At 60.2% G+C, this 22,310-nt stretch carries 22 protein-coding genes; 16 read left to right on the forward strand and 6 right to left on the reverse strand.

Annotated features, from left to right (window positions below; genetic code table 11):
• Positions 1-31 precede the first annotated feature (31 nt).
• The 6 genes from NKI32_RS15210 (at position 32) to NKI32_RS15235 (ending at position 6,135) form a co-directional block, all read left to right on the forward strand.
• Positions 32-1,594 carry an ABC transporter substrate-binding protein gene (locus NKI32_RS15210; RefSeq protein ID WP_352538265.1) on the forward strand — a complete coding sequence of 521 codons (1,563 nt, stop codon included), beginning with the start codon at positions 32-34 and terminating at the stop codon, positions 1,592-1,594.
• A 28-nt stretch (positions 1,595-1,622) separates the two neighbouring features.
• On the forward strand, positions 1,623-2,564 hold the full coding sequence (locus NKI32_RS15215; RefSeq protein ID WP_352538266.1) for an ABC transporter permease: 942 nt from the start codon (positions 1,623-1,625) through the stop codon (positions 2,562-2,564).
• A 4-nt stretch (positions 2,565-2,568) separates the two neighbouring features.
• Complete coding sequence (locus NKI32_RS15220; RefSeq protein WP_353002930.1) at positions 2,569-3,480, forward strand: ABC transporter permease; 912 nt, start codon at positions 2,569-2,571, stop codon at positions 3,478-3,480.
• On the forward strand, positions 3,477-4,490 hold the full coding sequence (locus NKI32_RS15225; protein ID WP_353002931.1) for an ABC transporter ATP-binding protein: 1,014 nt from the start codon (positions 3,477-3,479) through the stop codon (positions 4,488-4,490). Before NKI32_RS15220 ends, NKI32_RS15225 begins: the two co-directional genes overlap by 4 nt.
• On the forward strand, positions 4,483-5,466 hold the full coding sequence (locus tag NKI32_RS15230) for an oligopeptide/dipeptide ABC transporter ATP-binding protein (protein ID WP_023708310.1): 984 nt from the start codon (positions 4,483-4,485) through the stop codon (positions 5,464-5,466). The genes NKI32_RS15225 and NKI32_RS15230 overlap by 8 nt, the downstream gene beginning before the upstream one ends.
• Before the next feature lie 141 nt (positions 5,467-5,607).
• Positions 5,608-6,135 carry a hypothetical protein gene (locus NKI32_RS15235; protein ID WP_352538269.1) on the forward strand — a complete coding sequence of 176 codons (528 nt, stop codon included), beginning with the start codon at positions 5,608-5,610 and terminating at the stop codon, positions 6,133-6,135.
• Here NKI32_RS15235 and NKI32_RS15240 read toward each other — a convergent pair whose 3' ends face one another.
• Complete coding sequence (locus NKI32_RS15240) at positions 6,136-6,723, reverse strand: TetR/AcrR family transcriptional regulator (RefSeq protein WP_353002932.1); 588 nt, start codon at positions 6,721-6,723, stop codon at positions 6,136-6,138.
• Positions 6,724-6,869: 146 nt separating this feature from the next.
• Here NKI32_RS15240 and NKI32_RS15245 point away from each other — a divergent pair, with 146 nt between their 5' ends.
• The 3 genes from NKI32_RS15245 (at position 6,870) to NKI32_RS15255 (ending at position 9,252) form a co-directional block, all read left to right on the forward strand.
• On the forward strand, positions 6,870-7,757 hold the full coding sequence (locus NKI32_RS15245) for a class I SAM-dependent methyltransferase (RefSeq protein WP_353002933.1): 888 nt from the start codon (positions 6,870-6,872) through the stop codon (positions 7,755-7,757).
• A gap of 130 nt (positions 7,758-7,887) precedes the next feature.
• Positions 7,888-8,517: a DUF1007 family protein gene (locus NKI32_RS15250; protein ID WP_352538333.1), complete on the forward strand. Its 630-nt coding sequence runs from the start codon at positions 7,888-7,890 to the stop codon at positions 8,515-8,517.
• 21 nt (positions 8,518-8,538) lie between these two features.
• Complete coding sequence (locus NKI32_RS15255; protein WP_023708315.1) at positions 8,539-9,252, forward strand: HoxN/HupN/NixA family nickel/cobalt transporter; 714 nt, start codon at positions 8,539-8,541, stop codon at positions 9,250-9,252.
• 38 nt (positions 9,253-9,290) lie between these two features.
• Here NKI32_RS15255 and NKI32_RS15260 read toward each other — a convergent pair whose 3' ends face one another.
• From NKI32_RS15260 to NKI32_RS15280, 5 genes are all read right to left on the reverse strand, one after another.
• The gene (locus NKI32_RS15260; RefSeq protein ID WP_353002934.1) at positions 9,291-10,292 is read right to left on the reverse strand and encodes a YncE family protein; all 1,002 of its coding nucleotides are present in this window, start codon (positions 10,290-10,292) and stop codon (positions 9,291-9,293) included.
• Between the two features lie 11 nt (positions 10,293-10,303).
• Positions 10,304-11,206, reverse strand: a complete 903-nt coding sequence (locus NKI32_RS15265; RefSeq protein ID WP_353002935.1) for a DUF1259 domain-containing protein — start codon at positions 11,204-11,206, stop codon at positions 10,304-10,306.
• A 119-nt stretch (positions 11,207-11,325) separates the two neighbouring features.
• A complete protein-coding gene (locus tag NKI32_RS15270; RefSeq protein WP_352538275.1) occupies positions 11,326-12,606 on the reverse strand; it encodes a cytochrome b in 1,281 nt (426 codons plus the stop codon).
• Between the two features lie 14 nt (positions 12,607-12,620).
• The gene (locus tag NKI32_RS15275) at positions 12,621-13,091 is read right to left on the reverse strand and encodes a chromate resistance protein ChrB domain-containing protein (protein WP_352538276.1); all 471 of its coding nucleotides are present in this window, start codon (positions 13,089-13,091) and stop codon (positions 12,621-12,623) included.
• On the reverse strand, positions 13,088-14,062 hold the full coding sequence (locus tag NKI32_RS15280; RefSeq protein WP_353002936.1) for a Fe-Mn family superoxide dismutase: 975 nt from the start codon (positions 14,060-14,062) through the stop codon (positions 13,088-13,090). The genes NKI32_RS15275 and NKI32_RS15280 overlap by 4 nt, the downstream gene beginning before the upstream one ends.
• 109 nt (positions 14,063-14,171) lie before the next feature.
• Between NKI32_RS15280 and NKI32_RS15285 the strand changes: the two genes are divergently transcribed.
• The 7 genes from NKI32_RS15285 to NKI32_RS15315 all read left to right on the forward strand — a co-directional run bounded on the left by NKI32_RS15285 (position 14,172) and on the right by NKI32_RS15315 (position 22,180).
• A complete protein-coding gene (locus NKI32_RS15285; RefSeq protein ID WP_353002937.1) occupies positions 14,172-15,149 on the forward strand; it encodes a chromate resistance protein ChrB domain-containing protein in 978 nt (325 codons plus the stop codon).
• An 8-nt stretch (positions 15,150-15,157) separates the two neighbouring features.
• Positions 15,158-16,573 carry a chromate efflux transporter gene (chrA, locus tag NKI32_RS15290; RefSeq protein WP_353002938.1) on the forward strand — a complete coding sequence of 472 codons (1,416 nt, stop codon included), beginning with the start codon at positions 15,158-15,160 and terminating at the stop codon, positions 16,571-16,573.
• A gap of 76 nt (positions 16,574-16,649) precedes the next feature.
• Entirely contained in the window at positions 16,650-17,888 is a 1,239-nt protein-coding gene (locus tag NKI32_RS15295) for an MFS transporter (RefSeq protein ID WP_352596412.1), read from the forward strand.
• 384 nt (positions 17,889-18,272) lie between these two features.
• Positions 18,273-18,488: a hypothetical protein gene (locus tag NKI32_RS15300; protein WP_352538280.1), complete on the forward strand. Its 216-nt coding sequence runs from the start codon at positions 18,273-18,275 to the stop codon at positions 18,486-18,488.
• A 216-nt stretch (positions 18,489-18,704) separates the two neighbouring features.
• Positions 18,705-19,139, forward strand: coding sequence for a hypothetical protein (locus tag NKI32_RS15305; protein ID WP_352538281.1), 435 nt, complete (start codon positions 18,705-18,707; stop codon positions 19,137-19,139).
• Between the two features lie 40 nt (positions 19,140-19,179).
• Positions 19,180-20,898, forward strand: coding sequence for a GMC family oxidoreductase (locus tag NKI32_RS15310; protein ID WP_353002939.1), 1,719 nt, complete (start codon positions 19,180-19,182; stop codon positions 20,896-20,898).
• A gap of 163 nt (positions 20,899-21,061) precedes the next feature.
• Positions 21,062-22,180, forward strand: coding sequence for a hypothetical protein (locus NKI32_RS15315; protein ID WP_352538283.1), 1,119 nt, complete (start codon positions 21,062-21,064; stop codon positions 22,178-22,180).
• Positions 22,181-22,310: the final 130 nt, after the last annotated feature.

Consider the following 22,310-nt stretch of genomic DNA (forward strand, 5'->3'; position numbering starts at 1 on the left):
TTCAAAATCAATCAAAAAATGGGGAACTGACATGATCACTCTCGACCGCCGCAATTTCCTTGTTTCCACTGCCGGACTTGCCTTCGCCGCCGCGCTGCCACGCAGCGCCTTCTCCGAAACCAACGACACGCTGAAGATTGCCATCGCCGCGGAGACCGGCGATCTCGATTTGCTGCAGAACGTGTCGACGCTGAGCACCTACACCATCGTCTTCGATGCGCTGATCCACTACGGCCAGAACGGCGCGCTTGAGCCGGGACTTGCCACCAAATGGACTGTCGCGGACGATCAATTGTCAATCGCTTTCGATCTGCGTGAAGGCGTGACTTTCAGCGACGGCACACCGTTTGACTCGGCTGCGGCCGAATGGAACCTCAAGCGCTGGTTAGGGGTGAGCGACTTTTCATGGATCGGCATCTCCGACGCTTTCGATAGCATCGTCACCGATGGACCGAACAAGTTGACGGTCAAGCTGAAGCGGCCAGTGCCGGCGGCACTGCTTGAACTCACCATCGTGCGGCCCGTCCGTTTCCTGTCGCCCAAGGCGGTCGACAAGGATGGCAAGCAGACGGCGCCGATCGGCACCGGACCGTGGATCGTCGAAAAATACGATTCGAGCGGCACCACCCTCATTCGCAACGACAAATACTGGGGCGAGAAGCCGCTCTTCAGCCGCATGGAATTGAAGGTGGTTCCGGACGAACTCGCTCGCGCCAATGGTCTGCGCTCAGGCGACCTCGATGTCATCGGTGGCGACTGGGTGGCGACGCTGTCGCCGCGCCGCGCTCGCGCACTGGAAAGCGACGGCATGAAGGTCGTGGCCGAACCGGGCACGGCGACGATGCTGCTCGGCTATTCGCCGAAGTCGAAGATCATCGCCGACAAGGCCGTCCGTGACGCCGTCTATGCATCGGTCGACCGGGCGGCGATCGCCAAGGTGCTGTTCGAGGGCTTTGCCGACCCGGCCGCCGATCTGTTCCCGGCGAACGTGCCTTCCTCGGGCAAGCGGCATGACGTGCCGGTGCGCGACGTAGCGGCGGCCAAGAAGATCCTTGCCGATGGCGGCTGGGTCGACAGCGGTGGTGCCTGGACCAAGGCCGGCTCTCCACTGACCATCGATTTTCTCGTTTCCGAAGAGTCCCTGCCGGGATCGCGGCGCATCGCCGAAATGATCCAGGGTCAGTTGTCCGAGGTCGGTTTCCAGGTCCAGGTGTCCTCGGTGGACAATGCCACCATGCATGAACGGCGTCCGGCCTTCAACTATGACCTGGCTTTCTTCACCACCTACGGAGCGCCCTACGATCCGCACGGCACGCTGGGCAACGCCTTCGTCTCGACCGCCGACAGCGGCCCTGACGGCAAGATCTACGTCTCCGACGCGCTCGACGGCGTCGTCAAGGCTGCGCTCGAGGCGAGCGGCGCCGAACGCGACCTGAAGATGCAGGCCCTCTACGACTGGCTCCACGACAACACCGCCATCTGTCCTCTCGTCGTCAGCCAGAGACTGTGGGCCCACAATCCGCGCGCGGAGAATTTCTCGCTCCCGGCGACCGACTATGATCTGCCGTTCAAGGCGATCACGCTGAAGGCCTGAAGACTTCGAGCCCAAGCGAGGCCTGACGATGAAACGCACGATCCTGCGACGGATGCTGCTTGCCTGCCTTTTGATCCTGGCGGCATCCGCGCTGACATTCGCCCTGGTTGCGGCGGCGCCGGGCAATGTTGCGGCGCTGATTGCCGAGCGTGCGGCGGGCCCCGGCGCGGACGCCGAAATGATCACCAGGATCGGCAACGAGCTTGGCCTTCATGACCCGCTGCCGATCCGCTATGGACGCTGGCTGGCCAGCGCACTGGCCGGCGATTTCGGCATTTCGTTGCGAACGGGAAAGCCGATTTCTCAGGAGTTTGCCGCCCGCATTCCGATGACGGCGGCGCTGCTTGCCGGCGGCGGTGTTCTCGCCTTCGTCCTGTCGATCACGCTTGGCATTGCCGGGGCCGTCAGCAATGGCGGCTTCATGGACAGGTTTCTGCACGCATTTTCCCTGATCGGCGCATCGACCCCGAACTTCTTCGTGGCGGCGCTGCTGGTCATCGTGTTTTCGGTGATGCTTGGCTGGGTGCCCACCTTCGGCACCAGCGGCTTGACCTCATGGCTTCTGCCATGGGTGACGATCGCGCTGTTCCCGGCCTCCGTTCTCAGCCGCGTCGTTCGGGTCAACCTCCAGGAAGCGATGTCGCGGCCGTTTGCGACGACGGGCTTCGCCAAGGGCTACACGAGAACCCAGGTGCTGCTGCGCGAGGCGCTCCCCAATATCGCCATTCCGTTCCTGACGACGTTCGGAGCGCAGTTTACGCTGATGATCATCGGTTCGATCGTCGTCGAGACGGTATTTGCATTGCGTGGCGTCGGTGCCTTCTTCATCGAGGCGATACGCTTCCGCGACTTCATCGGCATGCAGTCGGTGCTGCTGCTGTTTGTCGTCTTCTTCGTCATGGTCAATTTCATCGTCGACATGATTTGCATCGTTGTGGATCCGCGAATGCGCCGGGCGCGGGGAGCATGAGGCGATGAACATTTCCGCAATCAGGGATATCAAGGACTGGCCGTGGCTGGTGTTGCTCCCCGTCATCGGCTTTGTGCTGGTCGGCATCTTCGCTCCGGTGATCATGCCTTACGATCCAAGCGCGCAGGACTATTCGGCGACATTGGAGGGGCTGAGCTGGAGCCACTGGCTCGGCACCGACTATCTCGGCCGTGATGTCCTCAGCCGCATCATTGGCGGCGCCCGCATTTCCCTGGTGGCGATGGTGATCGTGCTCGTCGCCGCACTGGCGATCGGCGTGACGACCGGCTCCTTCGCTGGCTATGTCGGCGGCCGTGTCGAACTCGTCCTGATCAGCATCATCGATATTGCGCTGGCGCTTCCGAGCCTGGTGATCGCGCTGGCGCTGATCGGCATTCTGGGCACCGGCTACTGGTCGATGATCACGGCGCTCACCTTGGCGTGGTGGGCGAACTATGCCCGCATGAGCCGCGCAGTCGTCACGGCCGAGTTGCAGCAGCCTTATATCGAGGCGGCCAAGGTCATGGGCGCTGGCCATCTGTGGATATTTGTCCGCCATATCCTGCCGCATGTACTTGCCCTGGTCGTCGTCTATGCAAGCGCCGACGCCGGCGCTCTTGTCCTGGCCATCGCTACGCTCAGCTTTCTTGGACTTGGCGTCGCGCCGCCAACGCCGGAGTGGGGCCAGATGCTCGTCGACGGCATGAGCTACATCGAGGAGGTTCCACGCCTTGTCGTGCTGCCAGGGCTCGCACTGACACTTGTCGTCGTCAGCTTCAATCTGCTTGGCGAAGCCTTCGCGCTGCAAAAGGTGCCACGGCCAGTTCGCGGCAGAACGCTGCGTAAAAGAAAACTGGCGCGCGCCCGTGAAGAGACGGAACGCAACGCCGTCGAAACCGGGACGACTTCAGCATGAGTGACAATCAGCCGCTCTATGCGATCGAAAATTTGGTCATCGATCTCTACGCCACGACCGTCTCGGTGCGGGCTGTGGATGGGGTGTCGTTCAACGTCCGTCCTGGAGAAACGGTCGCGGTCGTCGGCGAAAGCGGTTCGGGAAAAACCGTCATGACGCTCGGGCCGCTCGGTCTGCTGCCCGAGGGCGTGACGGTAAATATGAAGGGGTCGGCGCAAGCCGACGGAAGCGAGCTGCTCGCCATGGATTCCAGACAATTATCGGATCTTCGCGGGCGTTATTTCGGCGTGATTTTCCAGGATCCGATGAGCGCGCTCAATCCGATGCTGAAAATCGGCCCGCAACTGGCGCGCCAGGCGCGCCGCTTCGCCGGCCTGTCGCGTGAGGCTGCGCGCAGGCAAGCGGTTTCGCTTCTGGCACGCTCTGGCATTCCGGACCCTGAGGATCGCTACAACCGCTATCCGCACGAAATGTCGGGCGGCATGCTGCAACGCGCGATGATCGCGCTGGCGCTTGCGGCCCGGCCGCGCGTGCTGATTGCCGACGAGCCGACTACGGCGCTGGACGCCACCGTCCAGGCGCAAATTCTGGAGCTCATTCGCCAGATCCAGCGCGAGGACGGCATCGCGGTCGTGCTGATCACGCACGACATCGGCGTGGTTGCTTCCGTCGCCGACCGCGTCATCGTGCTTTACGCCGGACAGGTAGCGGAGGAGGGGACGGCGATGGATGTGCTGACCCAGCCGGTCCATCCCTATACGCGTGGGCTGCTCGCATCGGTGCCGGATTTTCGTGCTGACGACAATGTGGCTACGCGCGAGATACCGGGCCTGCCGCCAAGCCAGATCAGGCTGGAGCCGGGTTGCCGTTTCGCCGACCGCTGCGAATTGGTCGAAGCCGGTTGCCGAAAACACCGACCTCCGCTTCAGACGATATCGATCTCGGCAAATCCGCATCGCGTGGCCTGCCCGGTCGTGCTTCGGCAGGAAGGGATTGCCGTTCATGTCTGATGTCGCGGCGATCGAAGTCAGGGGATTGAAGGTGCATTTCGCCAACCGCTCGGGCACCGGCGCGGTGAGGGCGGTCGACGGCATAGACCTGACCGTCGCGCGCGGAGCGTTCCACGGCATTGTCGGCGAGTCCGGTTGTGGCAAAACCACGCTGGCGCGCACCATCGTCGGCCTGCAGAAGGAGAGCGAGGGCACTGTCCTGATTGGGGGCAGAGATCGCGCCGAATGGCTGAAATCGGACAGAAAGTCGTTCAGCCGCGAAGTCCAGTTCGTCTTCCAAGATCCGTTGGGGTCGATGAGCCGCCGCCAGAGCGTCTATCAGACGCTCGAGGAGCCGCTGCAGATCCATCGCTTCGGCTCATCAGTCGAGCGCCGCCGCCGCATCGCCGAGCTTCTGGACCTGGTGGCGCTGCCTGAGACCGTGCTCGACCGTCTCCCACGCTCGCTGTCAGGCGGCCAGCGCCAGCGTGTTTCGATTGCGCGCGCACTCGCCCTCAAACCATCCATATTGGTCTGCGACGAACCGCTGAGCGCGCTCGATGTTTCGATCAGGGCGCAGATCGTCAACCTGTTTACGTCGTTGCAAAAGCAGCTTGGTCTGACCATCGTCATTGTGGCGCATGACCTGGCGATCGTGCGCGAAGTCTGCTCGAACGTGACGGTGATGTATCTCGGCCGCATTTCGGAAGCTGGCGCGACCCGGCCGCTGTTTCGTCAGCCGGCCCATCCTTACAGTCAGGCGCTGCTGTCGGCTGTTCCTTCTCCCGATCCTCGCATCGAAGCCGGGCGCCGCCGGATCATTCTAGCCGGCGATCCGCCAAGTCCGAGCGCGCCACCTCCGGGGTGCCGGTTCAACACGCGCTGTCCGGTGGCGATCGATGTCTGCCGGGTCGAGGAACCGTTGTTGCGATCCGTGCCGCATGGCGGCGTTGCCGCTTGTCACCTGGCCGATAGCGGCCGCCGGCCGGTCATCTGAAAAACAGGCGTTCAACTGCCGAGGCGGTCTTCGACCGTTCGATGCCGCGGAAGGACTGGGCTTCTTGACTGCGGTCGCGAAGGCACCATTTCCTGCTTGATGATTGGATTACCTCGTTTTCCAGCCCCGAGGTGCGGTTCAATGCTGAAAGCTTATTTTTTCCTGATGCTTGCGAGCGGGTGCTTGGCATCACCCCTGGTGTATGCCGACAATGTCGATCTGGCGCTCGAAGCTTTTCACGAGACCTGTCTTGCGCATGGAGCCGACTTCGAACGAACCGCCGCCACCGCCAGAAAACGCGGCTGGACACCGTTGTCCGGTGAAGCTGGGCTTGCGCCGGTTGATGACGTCGATGCCTTCCAAGGCTGGGCCGTGACGGGCGGCGATCTACCAGCCGGAACCATGATCGCGGTGACCAAAGCCACCTTGGAAGGCAAGGCCGTGCAGACCTGCTCCATAAGGCTGTTCGGTGTCGACCGCACGGCATTCGAAGAGCGTTTCTTCGCCCGGACGGACGCCGAAAAAATCGGCGAGAACCGGAATGGAGATCAGGTCTCCAAACTCTACATATTGATTGCGGGCAATCGAAAACAGCTTGTCCATTTGACATCGCCGGTCGACATGGGGCGATCGGATTCGATTATTGCAAGCTCGATAGCCGACGACTAGTCACACGCCGATGCCTTTTCCCGCCATCCTCTGAAACAGATCATCTGCCTGTGTCGGTGAAAGGTTCATGTCGGTGGCGACCCACCAGGCGAGGACCGCGAGAAATGCTCCGGCGATGAACTGAATGGCGAATTCGGCAGGCATGCCGCGATCGCCGATCCGTTTCTCGACGAGTTCTTCCCGGACGGCTCGCCGGATACGCTCGCGCAATTCGTCGTGGATCGTATCGCCGGTGCTTGCAAGCAATGCGTGGTGAAGCCGTCGGAATGCATCGGCGTGCTCGAACATGGGCAAGCTGAACTCGAACAGGCGGCTACCTGTTTCTTGACTTGCCGCCTCGCGCCTGCGGCCTATCGACCGCAGATGCGTCTCGATGGTCGCGCTGCGCAGAGCATCCTTGTCGGCATAGTGGGTATAGAAGGTCGACCTGCCAATATTTGCCCTCTGGCAAATGTCCTCGACCGTGATGGCCACATATCCCTGCTCCGGGATCAAGGCTATGAGTGCGTCCTGCAGCAGGCCGCGCGTCCGCGCGACGCGTCGATCGATCGTGTTCCGCTCGCCCGCCCGTTCGATTTTCATGGCCATGGCCCTCTACACTGCCCGGTTTCGGACATTCGGAGCTCCGGTGTCTGACAACAGCATTTCCAGACATTGTGTCCATTATGATACGCCAAGTCCAGGAGCTCAAATCGGGTTTGGGCACGCCGCAATGAAGCAGAAGGTCGCCAGACATGCACTCATCTGATCATCACGCCGGTAACGGATCGCATTCGCGCAAGAGGGTGATAGCACTGGCCCTGCTTGCGAAGCTGTCGCTGGTCGCCGGCTTCCTCGTCCTGGCCAAATTGGGCATGGGCTATGTTCAGGCCGGCGCCTGGACGACGGCTTTCCACGGACTCGTCCTTGCGGCGATCGCGGGATTGGCGCTGTGGGGCAGCCTGCGTCACAGAGGGCTCGTCGGCAACGGCGCGCAAAGCGCGAGCGACAGGGGCATCGGCATCGTCCTGCGCCGGGCGGCGGCCTATGATTTGCTTGCGCGTGTTCTGACCTTTGGCCGCGAGGGCCGGTTTCGCGAGTTCATGCTTCGCCCGGCAAAGCTCCAGCCCGGCGAAGCGATGCTCGATGTCGCCTGTGGAACGGGAACCCTTGCCATTGCCGCGAAGCGGCTGGTTGGTTCGGACGGAAGCGTCACCGGCGTCGATGCGTCGGCCGAAATGATCGAGAGGGCGCGCGCCAAGGCCGAGCGGTCCGGTCTCGATCTGACTTTCGTCAACGGGACGGCGCAGGAGCTTCCCTTCAAGGACGCGCAATTCGACATCGTCGTCGGCACGCTTATGCTGCATCATCTGTCGAAGCCCGTTCGATCGGCCTTCATCCGCGAGGCGGCACGCGTCTTGAAGCCAGCAGGCCGGCTGTTGCTCATCGATTTCGGCAGGCCGGTGCGCAAGTCCAGATTGCCCGGGCTCCACAAACATGGTCATGTGGAAATGCATTCGGTCGCCTCGCTGTTGACCGAGAGCGGATTCCAGGTCAGCGATATCGGCGCCGTCGGTACCAAGAACCTGAACTATATTCGCGCGACGACGAACAAGGACCAACCGGAACGAGCGTCGCCGTGATCATGCTCAGACGCTAGTTGCATGGCGACCTGTTCGGGCATGTCCCATTTCGGCCTGCTTGCAATGGCAGGTGTCCTGCCTGATGCGGAATCGACGAGCAAGATGTGAGCGAAAAATGCGACTGACTGGCATGATATCAGGCGCGGCGCTGTTGCTCGCTTCCGCGGCGGTGGCGAACGCCCATCCGCATGTGTTTGCCGAGGCGAAGCTGGACCTGACCGTCGGTCCAGACAGGACGGTCAAGTCGCTTCGGCACTCCTGGCGTTTCGACGACCTCTTTTCCAGCACTGTGCTGATGGAATTCGACAAGAATTCCGACCTTGTCCTTGATGCCAAGGAACTCGATGAAGTCGCTCTCACCGTCCATGCGTCGCTGGCCGAGTACAACTACTTTCAGATGGTGACCTTGAATGGCAAGGACGTGGCTATGGCGCCACCGCCGAAATTTAGCGTCAGCTATGAAAACGATCAACTCGTCGTCCAGTTCGAAACGCAGCCGAAGGACCCGTTGGCTCTTGCTGGAAAAGTCAGCATCGGCGTCTACGACCCGACCTTCTACACAGCGATCGATTTTACCGACGACGACAAGATTGCGGTGGCTGGCCTGCCTCAAGGCTGCTCGCGCGCGGTCGTGCGTCCAGATCCGGACACGGCCATCGCGCAGAACCAGAAGAGCCTGACAGACGCGTTCTTCAGTGACCCGACAGGGACCGATCTCGGCAAGATTTTCGCGACGCGCCTTGAATTGACGTGCGGCTGAAGCGGAACCGTTTCGATGGCCATGTTCCAGACGCTTGTCGAATTCCAGCGCACGATTTATCTGGCGCTGGCCGAGCAGATCAAACTGCTTTCGGCCGGCGGCGGCTGGTTCGCCTTCATGGCCTTTCTGCCGATGGGCGTATTGTTCGGTGCGGCGCATGCCCTGACGCCGGGTCACAGCAAAGCCGTCCTGGCCACGTATTTGGCCGGTTCGGATGCAAAGGTTTCGCGCGGTCTTCTGGTGTCGCTGACGCTTTCCTTTACACATGTGACGATCGCGGTGCTGATCGCGGCGCTCTCGTTGCCGTTGGTATCGATTGCCTTGGGAAGTGTTGGCCGTGCGCCTCTACTGGAAGACGTCAGCCGCGGCTTGCTTGGCCTGATTGGTATCTGGATGCTCTGGCGCGCTCTGAGCCATGGTCATCACCACAAGCATGAAGGCGAGGCTGTGGGTGTGATGGCCGGCTTGATCCCATGCCCGCTGACACTTTTTGTGATGACCTTCGCAATATCCAGAGGTGTTCCGCTCGCCGGCATCCTGTTTGCAATTACCATGATGGTTGGCGTGGCGCTGACCCTGTCCTGCGTAGCGGTGTTGTCGATCTTGTTTCGGGAGCGCCTGGTGCATTTCTTCGACAGCCGGCCACGCCTGTTTGATATCATATCCAGGGCCATCGAAGGCATCGCCGGCCTCATTCTAGCTGGCGTAGCCGTGTGGCAGATCTCGTCGAACTAAGAGGTTTTTGACTTGGGCGACCGATGCCTTGATCGACATCATGGCGAAGGGCGGAATTCGAGAATAGCGGCCCCGGATCCAAGCCATCCGGCACGCGCGGCAACAAAGAGGCGATCGAGTTCCGGTGCGAAGAGCGAGGTCCGGGCTCCGCTGAAAGTCGCCACACGTTCGACCGGCCCGAGCCCTTTTGGGCTGCGGTCCACAACGTCGATCACGCCGTCTCCGCAGCTCACATAGATTCGATCGCGCTTGCCGTCGAAGAAAACATCGTCAGCATCGCCGCAGGTATCGACGCTCGCTGTCACCGCACCAGTTGCCGCATCCAGCAAGGCAAGCTTTGCCGGACTGCGGAACACAACTGCAAGCCGGCCCCCCGCGCTGTCGAGCGCCATCGGAAAATTCGCCGCCAAGCCCAGTGTTTTCCAGGCGGCCACCTGCTTGCGCGATTTGAGGTCGATGACGGCGATCTGCCCGGCGTCCGGCACGTTGGCGAACACTTGGCCCGTTTTCGAGTCGAGTTGGAAGCTTTCGGGATGGCCGGCTAGTCTTATGTCGTCGAGCTTTGACTGGGTCGCCGGATCGAGGATGGCCAATCCGCCATCACCATATCCAACAAAAACATCGCCGGAAGACGGATCGATGCGGACATTATCGGCATCGTTGCCCAGAGCAGTGGTTCCCAGTGAGGACAAATCTCCTGCATGAAAGAACCGAACGGACCCGTCGCCGCCACTGGCCACGACGATCACGTCCTGATCGGCAAGATACGCGACGCCCTGCGGCTCCTTCAGGCCGGTGATCCTATGGAGGATCTTACCGGTCTGAAGGTCGACAACATCGACGCTGTCGTTACCGAGCTCGGCGACGAACAGTCGCCCCCCAACGCGATCGATCGCCATGTGATCGATGCGGCCCGAGACGTTTTCGAGCGGGATTGTTCGCTCGAGGATCAGAGGCGGCTGCGCCAAAGCCGGGCCGACGGAGCATACGATCAGGGGTATCGTGGCGATGAGCCCAAAGGCCACGCTGGCGGCGCGCACGGGATCCGACCCTAGCTGTTCGCGAGGTTCATCTTGTCGAGAGCCGCCTTGAGGCCGCGCGCAAGCTTGGCGGCGTCGTCATTTGCCCAGAAATGCATGAAGAAGAGCCGCGGCTGCTCATCGATCATGTGGCTATGCAGTGCCGTGATCTCTATGCCGCTGCCTTGCAGGGCTTTGACGACTGGATTGACCTCCGATCCGATCAGTACAAAATCGCCCGTGATCGCCGCCTTGCCTCCTCCGGTCGGCTGGAAGTTGATGGCAATGGCGGTACCCATCGACACTGGGACCGTCATGCCGCCGTCCGTGATCGTTTCGGCTCGTGGGATGGTGAACTGATAAACGCCGCCATTGGCCTTGCCTTTATGACCAATAGCCTTGTCGACGGCCGCCGTGTCGAACTCGATCTGCTGGATGGCGGTTTGCGGCTGTGCGGTACCGGACGCGGCAGTCTCCATCGGTGTCTTGCTCAGCGCCAACCCGGCATGAAGCGCTGTGGCGAGCATGGCCGGGTCGCCCTGGCCGAAGACATGCATGTAGAGGGTCATTGGCTCCGCGCGCAGCAAATGGTTGTGCAACGCAGTGATCTCGATCCCACCTTCTTGAAGCTTCTTCATGACCGGGTTCACCTCGTCCTGCGTCAGAACGATGTCACCCATGACCATTGTCTGGCTCCCCATTGGTTCGAACGCTATCCAGCCTCCGAGGGCAAATCCTGGCTTCAGCGCCACCCCATCGAGCGATACTTTCAGGTCGGTTCGTGGCAAGCCAACTCTATAGACGCCGTCGGCCTGCGTGGTTCCTCCTTTTCCCAGCGCCTTTCCGACTTGACTCCAATCGGGATTGGCGGCGAACGAGGGGGTGACGAGAGTTGCGGCGGCAATGAGAACTGCCAGGCGGGTAAGTAGTGTCATAGCGGTATTCCTCTTTCTTCACTGTGAATCGATCAGTCGGCCGTGATCCTCGGCATTTGGGTTGGTTTCGCCGTCGCCGTGCCACTAGGGACAGGTGCGGTACTCGATGGCTGGATTGGTTACGGCGTATCTGCCAGCACCTGCGCTGCGGCAGGATGCGCGCCGCCCTTCGGCAGGACTGCCGAGACGATACTGGTCGGGAGCGGCAGCGGCCGCTCGAAAATGCCAAGGAGCGGCATCACGACCAGGAAATGGAAGAAGTAATAGAATGTGGCGACGCGGCCGATGAGAACGAAAAGTCCCTCCGGCTTGTTGGCGCCGACCCAGCCCAAAACGATGACGTCGATGACCAGGAGCCAGAAGACCCACTTGTAGATTGGCCGGAAGCGGGCACTGCGGACCTTCGATGTATCCAACCAGGGTAGAATGAAGAGGACAGCCACGGCCGAGAACATGGCGATGACGCCGGCAAGCTTGTTCGGGATCGAGCGCAAGATTGCGTAGAACGGCAGGAAATACCATTGCGGCACGACCTCGGCGGGCGTTCGCAGTGGATTGGCCGGGATGAAGGCGTCGGTGGAATTCAGATAATTCGGCAGGTAGAAGACGAAGAAGGCGAATACCAGCAGGAAAGCCGCCAAGCCGAGCAGGTCTTTGACCGTGTAGTAGGGGTGGAAGGGGATGCTGTCTCCCGGCCCGGTGCGGTCGATGCCAAGCGGATTGTTTGAACCGTGCCGATGCAACGCGACGAGATGCAGCATTACGACGGCGACGATGACAAACGGCAGGAGGTAGTGCAGGGCATAGAAGCGCTGCAGCGTCGGATTATCGACGGAGAACCCGCCCCAAAGCCACGTGACGATGCTCTCTCCAACTACCGGAATTGCGGAGAACAGGTTGGTGATCACCGTAGCGCCCCAAAACCCCATCTGGCTCCATGGTAGGACATAGCCGAAGAAGGCGGTTGCCATCATCAGCAGCAGGATGACGACCCCCAGCATCCACAACAGTTCGCGCGGCGCCTTGTATGAGCCGTAGTAAAGGCCGCGAAAGATATGGATGTAGGTCGCGATGAAGAAGAACGATGCGCCGTTGAGGTGGATGTAGCGGATCATCCACCCGTAATTCACATCGCGCATGATGTGCTCGACGGAGCCGAAAGCGAGGGTCGAATCCGCTGTGTAGTGCATTGCGAGCACGATGCCGGTGAAGATCATGACGACCAGCATGAACCCGGCCAACGAGCCGAAATTCCACAAATAGTTCAGATTTCTTGGCGTCGGATAGTCGTTCAATTCATGATTGACGAAGGTGAAAACCGGCAGTCGGTGGTCAATCCACTGAACCACGCGGCTGCTTGGCTGACGTCCTGTGACGCCCTCATTCGATTGGTCTACCATTTCGCATGCTCCGCTCAGGCGGCCGCCGGCTTCGTCGCGGGAGGCCAGCTGTGCGTCTCTGCTTTGCGGCCCGAAGCCCAGGCGTAGAGCGCGTCGTAAATGACGAAGCCGTGCTTGAGCACCTCGTGGTCGTCGGGCGTCACGTCCCGCAGTCCCATGGAGATCGCCAGCAGCCCTGCCGACTGCGGCGTGAGATCGTGCCGATCCGTGTCGGCGCCGCGCACGATCGCGGCGATGGTCACGATGGCCGGATCGCGCTCAAAGCCGTATTTCGAGACGAAGGTGTCGAAACTGCAGCCGTCGCCAACATGCGTGAATTCGACACCCGGTACGTCGTAAGGCGTCGCACCCGTTTCCTGGGCAACACGGATAACCTGATCAGGCGCCACGAACAGAAACTCCGGTTCCTTGTCGATGAAGCGCGCAATCAGCCAGGGGCAGGCAATGCGGTCGATGACCGGACGTTCACGGGTAACCCATTTCATGACGCAATCCTTTCTTCGCTCATCACCAGCGGGACGGTTGGCGCGCCGATCGCATGCCAGGCGGCGATGCCGCCGGAAAGCGCACTTGCATCGATGCCGCGGCGACGCAGTTCGGCGACGGCGTCACCGCTGACCTGGAAGCCGTAGACGCAATAAACGATGACCGGTCTGTCCCTCGGCAGTTCATCCGCCCAATCGGCGATCTTCTCGGGCGCGCGGACCTTGGCCCCCGGCAGCATATCGCTGCGTTTTGCCAGATCCTCAGCGAGGCAGACGTCGAGCACGACGAGATCGTCTCCGTGATCGAGACGCGCCCGCAACTCCTCTGGCGCGACCGTTTGAATGCCGTCATCAGAAACTGGGGGCGCCCAACGGTCCCGTAGAGCGACTGCTCGCTGGTGGCGAGTAGCAACCCGCTCCCAATGGATGTTCTTCATGAAGGCGTCGACATAGGCGCCGGCCTTGGCGCCGAAATCGAGGTGGTAGGCATGTTCGTACATGTCGAGCGCGAGGATCGGGACGCCGCCGGCGAGACAGTTGGTATGGTCCGCTGCCCATTGGATCGTCAGCCGATCGCGGCGCTCCGACCAGGTCAGCAGGGTCCATCCCGAGCCGCCGGCTTGAGCCTTCGCACAGGCCATGAACTTGGCGCGCCAGGCCGCCACGCTGCCGAAATCGCGCTCCAGGGCAGCCGCGAGATCGCCTCCGGCATCGCCGGAGCCACCGAGCCCATCGAAATAGATTTCGTGCAGGATCGCCGAGTTGGCCGCGACCAGCTCTTCGCGCTTCAGCCCGTTGATGTCGAAGACGGGTGCCGCGCCCCAGTCGAGCCCGTCGAGCCGTTGTTCGATGGCGTTGAGGCGGCGAACGGCACCGCCGTAATTGTTTTCATAGTGGCTTGCCAACAGCCGCTCGGACAGGCCGACGAGGCGGGGCGGCTTGAACGGCAGCGGCTTGATCTGGTGTGGCATCGGGTTCCCCACTCTGCGGCACGGCCCATCCGTGAGGACGCGAACGCTATGCTTGAATGGAAAATGATACAAGTGTTGCATTGATATTTATTCGTGATACGGTTCACCTATGAGTGAGGGGCAATCGGAAGAACAGCGCTGGCTGCTCCTGATCCATCAGCTGCCAAGCAAGCCCGCCTATTTTCGGGTGAAGATCTGGCGACGGTTGCAAGGCATCGGCGCGGTCGCGGTCAAAAGCACCGTCTACGCCCTGCCGGCCAATGCCGAGATGCAGGAGGATTTCGAATGGCTTCTCAAGGAGATCGTCGCTGGCGGCGGCGAAGCTATGTTGTGCGAGGCACGCCTGGTTGACGGTCTGTCGGACGCGCAGGTGAGGGCGCTGTTCGACGCGGCGCGTGACGCCGATTACGCCGAGATCGCCAACGACGCACGCGATCTTGCCGCGGGGATCAGAGCGGAAGCGATGTCGGAAAGACATGCGGAGGCGCGTTCGCAACTCGGCCACTTGCGCAAGCGGCTCGCCGAAGTCGTGACAATTGACTTCTTCGGCGCGAGCGGTCGCCTCGCCGTCGAAGGACTGATCGCCGAGCTCGAGACACAGCTTATAGAGGACAAGGCCATGACCAAGGAACCGAAGAAGGCGGCCGAGCCGAGCGAACTCAAGGGCCGGATCTGGGTCACACGCCGGGATGTGCATGTCGACCGCATCGCCTGCAGTTGGCTGATCCGTCGCTTCATCGATGCCGATGCGGTCATTCGCTTCGTGGCGGGCAAGGGATATGTGCCGAAAGAGGGGGAATTGCGCTTCGACATGTTCGAGGGCGAAATCACCCATGAGGGAGACCGCTGCAGCTTCGAGGTGCTGCTGGCCCGCGCCGGCATCACCGATACGGCTTTGCAGGCCATCGCGGAGGTCGTCCACGATATCGATCTCAAGGACGGCAAGTTCGGCCGCGAGGAAACCACCGGCATCGCCAGCCTGATCGCTGGTATCGCCATGGCGAACGCGGGAGACGAGCAACGGATCGCCGAGGGCGCTTCGGTGTTCGACAATCTCTATCGATATTTCCGTTCGAAACGTGGGTGATCCCAGCCATGGCCAATGCGGAGAGTATCGTGACAGCGCCAAACCGACCAAACGACACGCCGGGTCATGGCGTTTCGTTCGCTGAGGCCACGCGGGTGTGGGCCCGAGTGGCCGCGCTCAGCTTCGGCGGGCCGGCGGGCCAGATCGCCATGATGCACCGCATCATAGTCGAGGAAAAGCGCTGGATCGGCGAGACCAGGTTCCTGCATGCGCTGAACTATTGCACGCTGCTGCCCGGACCGGAGGCGCAGCAGCTGGCCATCTACATCGGCTGGCTCATGCACAAGACCAGAGGCGGCCTTGTCGCCGGGATTCTGTTCGTGTTGCCAGGCGCGATTGCCATCATGGCGCTCAGCTGGATTTACGCCATCTTCGGCAACGTCGGCGCCGTTCAGGCTCTCTTCTTCGGTTTGAAGGCGGCGGTCCTCGCGATCGTGCTTGAGGCGGTCTTGCGGATCGGCAGGCGGGCGCTCAAGAACAACGCAATGGTCGGGCTCGCGGCGGCAGCCTTCATCGCTCTCTTTTTCTTCGATGCGCCGTTCCCACTGGTCATCTTGATCGCGGGTGTGATCGGTTACGTCGGAGGAAGAGCTGGGTGGGCTGCATTCCAGTCGGGCAATGGACATGGCAAGGTCGGCGGCAAGCAGGTCGCCGATGCCGATACAGCCCTCGGCGAAGAGGTGCCGGCGCACGCCCGGCCGTCCGTCAGTTGGTCGCTGAAGATCGCGGCAGTTTTTCTTGCGCTGTGGTTCGTGCCGGTCCTGGCACTTCTGGTGTTTCTTGGGCAAGGCAATGTCTTCACCGACATTGCGATCTTCTTCTCCAAGATGGCGATGGTTACCTTCGGTGGTGCCTATGCGGTGCTCGCCTATGTCGCGCAACAGGGTGTGGATCACTATCACTGGCTCAAGCCAGGAGAGATGCTGGACGGCCTCGGCATGGCCGAGACCACGCCTGGCCCGTTGATCATGGTCACCCAGTTCGTCGGCTTCATGGGAGCCTACCGGGCGCCGGGCGTACTCAACTCCCTTGTCGCCGGAACGCTCGGCGGTCTTCTCACGACGTGGGTGACCTTCGTCCCCTGTTTCCTGTGGATCTTCCTCGGCGCGCCGTTCATGGAAACGATGCGCAGCAACAAGGCCTTGTCAGCAGCATTGTCTGCCATCACGGCAGCCGTGGTCGGTGTGATTCTGAACCTGGCTGTGTGGTTCGCGCTTCATGTATTGTTCCGCGAACTGCATGAGGTCGGCTGGCTGGGGATGACGTTGGACGTGCCGGTGATCAACTCCATAAACATCCCCTCGCTGATCCTGACACTCGGCGCGCTGCTGGCTGTGTTTCGTTTCAAGATCGGGATGATCCCGGTGCTGGCGGCATGTTCTAGCCTTGGCCTGCTCTACGGCGTGGTCAGCGGATCGATCTGAGCCGTGCGGGCTGGCCCCATTCTCCGGGCAGGAGGCATCTTTGACGGCTCAGTCGGCAAATGCATTGGGCACTCCGGTGGCGAAGCAGAGGTTTGCGCTCCTTCCTTCCGGTGCCGGGCCGTCAGCCACCTATCTACTGGCTTCGAGGGGATTGCGGGCGTTCGGCGATGGACTGGTCAGTCTCCTCCTCCCTGCCTATCTGGCCGTGTTGGGCTTTGATGCCTTCCAGATCGGGCTCCTCGCTTCGGCCACACTGGCGGGTTCGGCGGCGCTTACCTTGTCCGTTGGGTTTGTGGCACATCATTTCGCGCGCCGATCGCTCCTGATCGCAGCGGCCGTATTGATGATCGCCACCGGGATCAGCTTCGCCCTGGTCAGGGATTTCTGGCCGCTTCTCGTGATTGCCTTCCTCGGGACGCTGAACCCATCCTCGGGCGACGTCAGCGTGTTTCTGCCGCTGGAGCATGCGCAACTCGCTCATAGCGTGACGGATCGCGACCGCACCGCGCTCTTTGCACGCTATAGTGTGGTGGGGTCACTTGTTGGCGCTGTCGGCGCTCTGGCGGCCGGCGCACCTGACATGCTTCGACAGCTTGTCGGACTGGAACTCAGGCAGGCGCTTCAGATCGCTTTCCTCCTCTATGCGGCCTTGGGGGTGGGATCGTTGCTTCTATATCGACGGTTGCCGAATGAACCGCTTGATCCGGGGGCGACACCGGCCGAGCCATTGCGCAAGTCGCGAGCCATCGTCCTGACGCTGGCTGCGCTTTTCAGTCTCGACGCCTTTGCAGGCGGCCTGGTGGTTCAGTCACTGCTGGCTCTGTGGCTTTTCCAACAGTTCGGCCTGTCGCTCGCAGCGACGGGCGCGATCTTCTTCTTCACGGGGATCCTCTCGGCAGCGTCCTACCTGGTGGCAGTTCAAATCGCCAAACGGATCGGGCTTGTAAATACGATGGTGTTCACGCATTTGCCGTCCAGTCTTTGCCTTTTGCTCATTCCCTTCATGCCGAGCCTCGGTCCGGTCATCGTACTTCTGCTTATCAGGAGCGCGTTGTCGCAGATGGATGTGCCAACCCGCACCTCCTACGTCATGGCGGTGGTGACGCCGGCTGAGCGAGCAGCAGCAGCGAGTGTCACCGCGGTTCCGCGCAGCCTCGCGGCAGCCGCCAGTCCGGTTCTTGCCGGCTCCCTGCTCGCTGTTTCAGGTTTCGGTTGGCCACTGCTCATCGCCGGCGCCTTGAAGATTGTCTACGACATCCTTCTGCTCGCCATGTTCCGCAAGGTCCGTCCACCCGAGGAACGTCGGGATGGTTAGTAGCCGCCGCAAATGCGTTCCTGACTTGGCAACGACAAGCGAAATGATGACCGTGCTCCAAACGCTTATAGAGTTTCAACGCACAATCCATTTGGCTCTGGCCGAGCAGACCACGTATCTGGCGGGTTCGGACGCAAAGGTTTCTCACGGCCTCCTCGTATCGACAACCCTATCGATCACCCATGTGACAACAGCGATTCTGTCTCAATCGCCCTGGGGAGCGTTGGCCGCGCACTCTGCCGGAAGACATCAGCCGCGGACTGCTTGGGTTGATCGGCCTATGGATGCTGTGGGGGGCACTCAGCCATGGGCATCATCACAAGCACGAAGGCGAAGCCGTCGCAGTCATGGCTGGACTGATTCCTTGTCCGCTCGCTGTTCGTCATGACGTTTGCGATCGCGCGCGGCGTGCCGGCGGCCGGCATCTTGTTCGCCGGCCCGATGATGATTGGCGTGGCGATCACGCTTTCGGCCGTCGCAATTCTGTCGATCCTACTGCGTCAACGCCTGGTGTGGTTTGTCGAAGGCAGGTCGCGCCTGTTCGAAGCGATCACCCAGGGCGTTGCCGGCATTGTGCTTGTCGGCGTGGCGGTGTGGTAGATTTAATCGGCCTGAGGCTGTTTGACCTAAAGAACAGCAAGGTTAGACAAGCGCCATCCCAACACCGTCAGGTTGGTGGCATTTCTGACTGGTCCGGGAAACTGATCGTCGGCGGTCCCTCGGCCCAGGTACAAATGGTGATGGACATGTATCCCGCAGTATGCAAGGTTCTCAATGAATATTCGCTGGTGCGCCATAATGCATGGGGTGAATGCAATGCGGGACGAAATCGACGAATTCTTAGAATTATCAGCGTTGCTTACTGGTCAATACAATATTGTAATTGATCCGGAGGATGCAACATTGGCTCGCCCAATCGCTGCGGAATATCGTCGACGCCTTTTGTCAGTGCTTCCCGATGGACTAAGAATCCTGATCGACGCTTATAAGTCTATTACATCGATCGAACCAAAACCCAAGATAGACGACCTGTTACTATCAGCGTTGAAGGCGACGCAAGGTTACAAAAATAACGAGTTCGTCGCCAAGCAGATCGTGAACATCTGGTACTTCTCGCAGTTCAAGGCTGAGGCGATGGGGGAACTCCTCGACGGCGGTTACTATGAGGAAGGTCTTGTTTGGCCTCTCATCAGGGCGCACCCTATCGGTTTTTCAAACCAGCCGCACGGGTATTGGACCAAGCAGCCTTGAGTATGGATCGGGTGCCGCCTGCCCGCGGCCGGAGATGATCATGGCAAGCGACTACGACATTGTCATCATAGGATCTGGTGTCGCCGGTGCCCTTTGTGCTTGGAAACTCAGCCGTTCTCGTCGCTATAAGATTTTGATCATCGAGGCTGGGGATAATGGCATCACAGCCGGCCAACGGATCCAATTCCACCACACTATGGATTCTCAGGGCAGCCGCGGTGACATGTATGCGCCATACATGGACCTCGAAAGCCGAATTTTTGCGCCAGCACCAGAAAAGTCCCAGCTCAGTCTCGCAGAGCAGAGGGACCAAGGGAAGGAGAAGTACTACGACTATACGCTAGCTACCAAGGATCCGTTCAAAGCCGGTTACAACCGTATGGTTGGCGGAAGCACATGGTCATGGCGCGGGAATTGCCCTCGGTTCATCCCCAGCGATTTCAAACTTAAGACTAATTTTGGCGTAGGCTGCGATTGGCCGCTCGACTACCACGAACTGGAGCCTTGGTATTGCCAAGCTGAGGCGGAACTCGGCGTTTCTGGGAATCACGAAGAGTGGGACGGGCTCCACGGTGGATACCGCAGTCAACCGTTTCCCATGCGCGGCATCCCATTTGGATACAGTGATCACCTAGTCAAGAATCGCATCGAGGGAAGAACGGTGCGAGGAAAGACGGTGCAAGTCGTTACCACGCCGCAAGCTCGAAACACCGTCGAATATGATGAACGACCGGCCTGCGAGGGCCATTCAAATTGTATTCCGCTGTGTCCAATCCAAGCCAAGTATGATGCAACGGTTCATTTGCGGCGGGTGCTTCAGGATCCGGGTAGTCGGGTCGAACTGAAAAAAGCCGCCGTGGTGACTCGCCTTGGTAAGGAGGAAGATGGGCGAGTGCGCCAAGTCTTTTACAAGGACTGGCGGTCTGACGATCCACAGAAGGAACGGTCCGTCAGTGCGGAAGTCGTGGTGCTCGCGGCTCACGCGATCGAGACTCCGAAGATCCTGCTGATGTCTGGCAATCTCGCTAATCGAAGCGATCAGGTGGGGCGAAATCTCATGGATCACATCCAATTTGAGGTAACCGCCCTGTTTCCCGAGCCGCTCTATCCGTTTCGAGGGCCCCAAACGATCTCCAGTATTGAAGCATTTCGGGACGGCGCCTTCCGCAGCAATCGCAGTGCCTTCCGCATGACGATCGGCAACGACGGCTGGGGACGCGCCGGCTCTCCTGCCACCGTGATCGACAAACTTCTAAGTGGCGGAAAGTTCGGTTCTGCTTTGCCGAGTGAGATTGCAAGCCAGATACCGAAGATGTTACGGTTAAGCTTTTCCACTGAGATGCTTCCAGAAAGTAAAAATCAGATTGATCTTTCATCAAAGATTGATGCATTGGGGATTCCGAGACCTCGATTTACCTTCGATGTTGGTGACTATGTGCGATCAGCTTTGAATGAAGGCTTCGACACAGCGAAGGATCTGTTTGGTATAATGGGCGCAACGATCGAGAACGAACAGGAAATGCCCCCGGGAAAATGGAACACCGCTGCGCACATAATGGGAACGTGCATCATGGGCGACGAGCCGACAAATTCCGTCGTCGATCGTTGGGGCCGGTCGCATGACGTTCCAAACCTTTGGATCGTCGGTTCGAGCGTTTTCTCGAGTAGTGCCACAGCGAACCCAACCTTGACGCTCGCCGCGCTGAGCCTTCGTACCGCGGCGGCGATCGAGCGGCAGATGCACAGTCAGACTAGCTAGCGATGTCGAGTCACCTGACGGCGATTCCATCCACTTACTTGCCTGGTCCAGATCTGGTCAATCGTCTTCCAGGCGGTTCACGGCGTACTCAGCGCTCGTGATGTTCTTGCAATATTTTCAAGGCCGAATTCATCCTGTTTTAAACTAAACGAGAGGGCATGAAATGGGCATCGTTGATATCCAAGGCAAAGTCGACGTCTTTCAATATTGGCCTCACGGTTCGTCAGACGTCGACACCTTGAAATTCATTCCCGACCTTGCGTCAGCGCAGTATGTCGGGGACGGGGCCTCGACGAATGTTGGAGCGTTTTTTGAAAGAGGTGGCACGTTTCAACCCGACGACAACAATCCAGGAGAGGAGAAATTCAAGTCAATCCTCCGCAAAGCCGGAGGAGTGTCGCTTTCCGTCCGGCTGCAGGGCATTGATGCGCCGGAAACGCACTATTCGCCCAACTATCGCGAAGGCATGTTCGACGGCGACTATGCCAAATGGATCGCCAAGCACATTGCCCGGCAGAAGTCCTATCGCCAGCCCTATGGCAAACTCTGCACCGATCTTTTCGCCAACGGCCTAAGGACGCAGCTCGGCATCGGCTCGTTCAATTCGGCCACTCCGGAAGTTCTGGTCGACGCGAAGGTCAGAATCCTGGCGGATGGGATCGATGGCGCGGTTGATGTCTTCGGCAGAGTGCTCGGATATGTCACGCTGATCGGCAACGGCCTGGAAATCGTCTTGAACGACCATGCTCTGACGCAGGGTTTCGCCTTCTGCTCATTCTACGGCAGCATGGCCATCGACGAGATGAAGAGACTCTCCGACCTCTTTGCCACGCACGGGGAAGGCGGAGCTCAAAAGTCGCAGCTGAGAAGCAATGTCTCGGGCCAGCTTCGGGATTTCGAGTCCGAGCTGTGGACGACAAAGTCGATGCGCGACACCGATCGCGACGACAACGGCGCTGACTCCTTCCGCTCAAAATGTTTCGATCCGAAGTTGTTTCGGCGATGTATCGACTGGGTCGGGCGCAAGGAAGCACTCGGGGAGTCTACCGCGCTGCTCGACTACATGCGGTCCAACGACGAGGACATCGTGTTGCTGAGTGACTTCGTCGCAGCAAAAGGCGATTGGAACAAATCCCGCAAATTCGCCCTCGGCTTTCTGATCGCAAAGGACGGTGCGTTCTCATACAAGACTGGTGAAGTGGTTTTCGAGTCGCGCCCTGTGGAGATCGTCAACGATCAGCACCAGCCGTTGCCAAAGAGCTTCCTCACGCCCTATCCGTGAGACGGTACCGGCGGAGCCATTGCGCAAGTCTCGAGCCATCGTCCTCACGTCTGTCGATCCTACTGCGTGAACGCCTGGTGTAGTTTGTCGAAGGTAGGTCGTGCCTGTTCGAAGCGATCCCCCGGGTCCA

This window comes from Mesorhizobium sp. M0761 (assembly GCF_040320205.1).
Classification (GTDB): Bacteria; Pseudomonadota; Alphaproteobacteria; order Rhizobiales; family Rhizobiaceae; genus Mesorhizobium.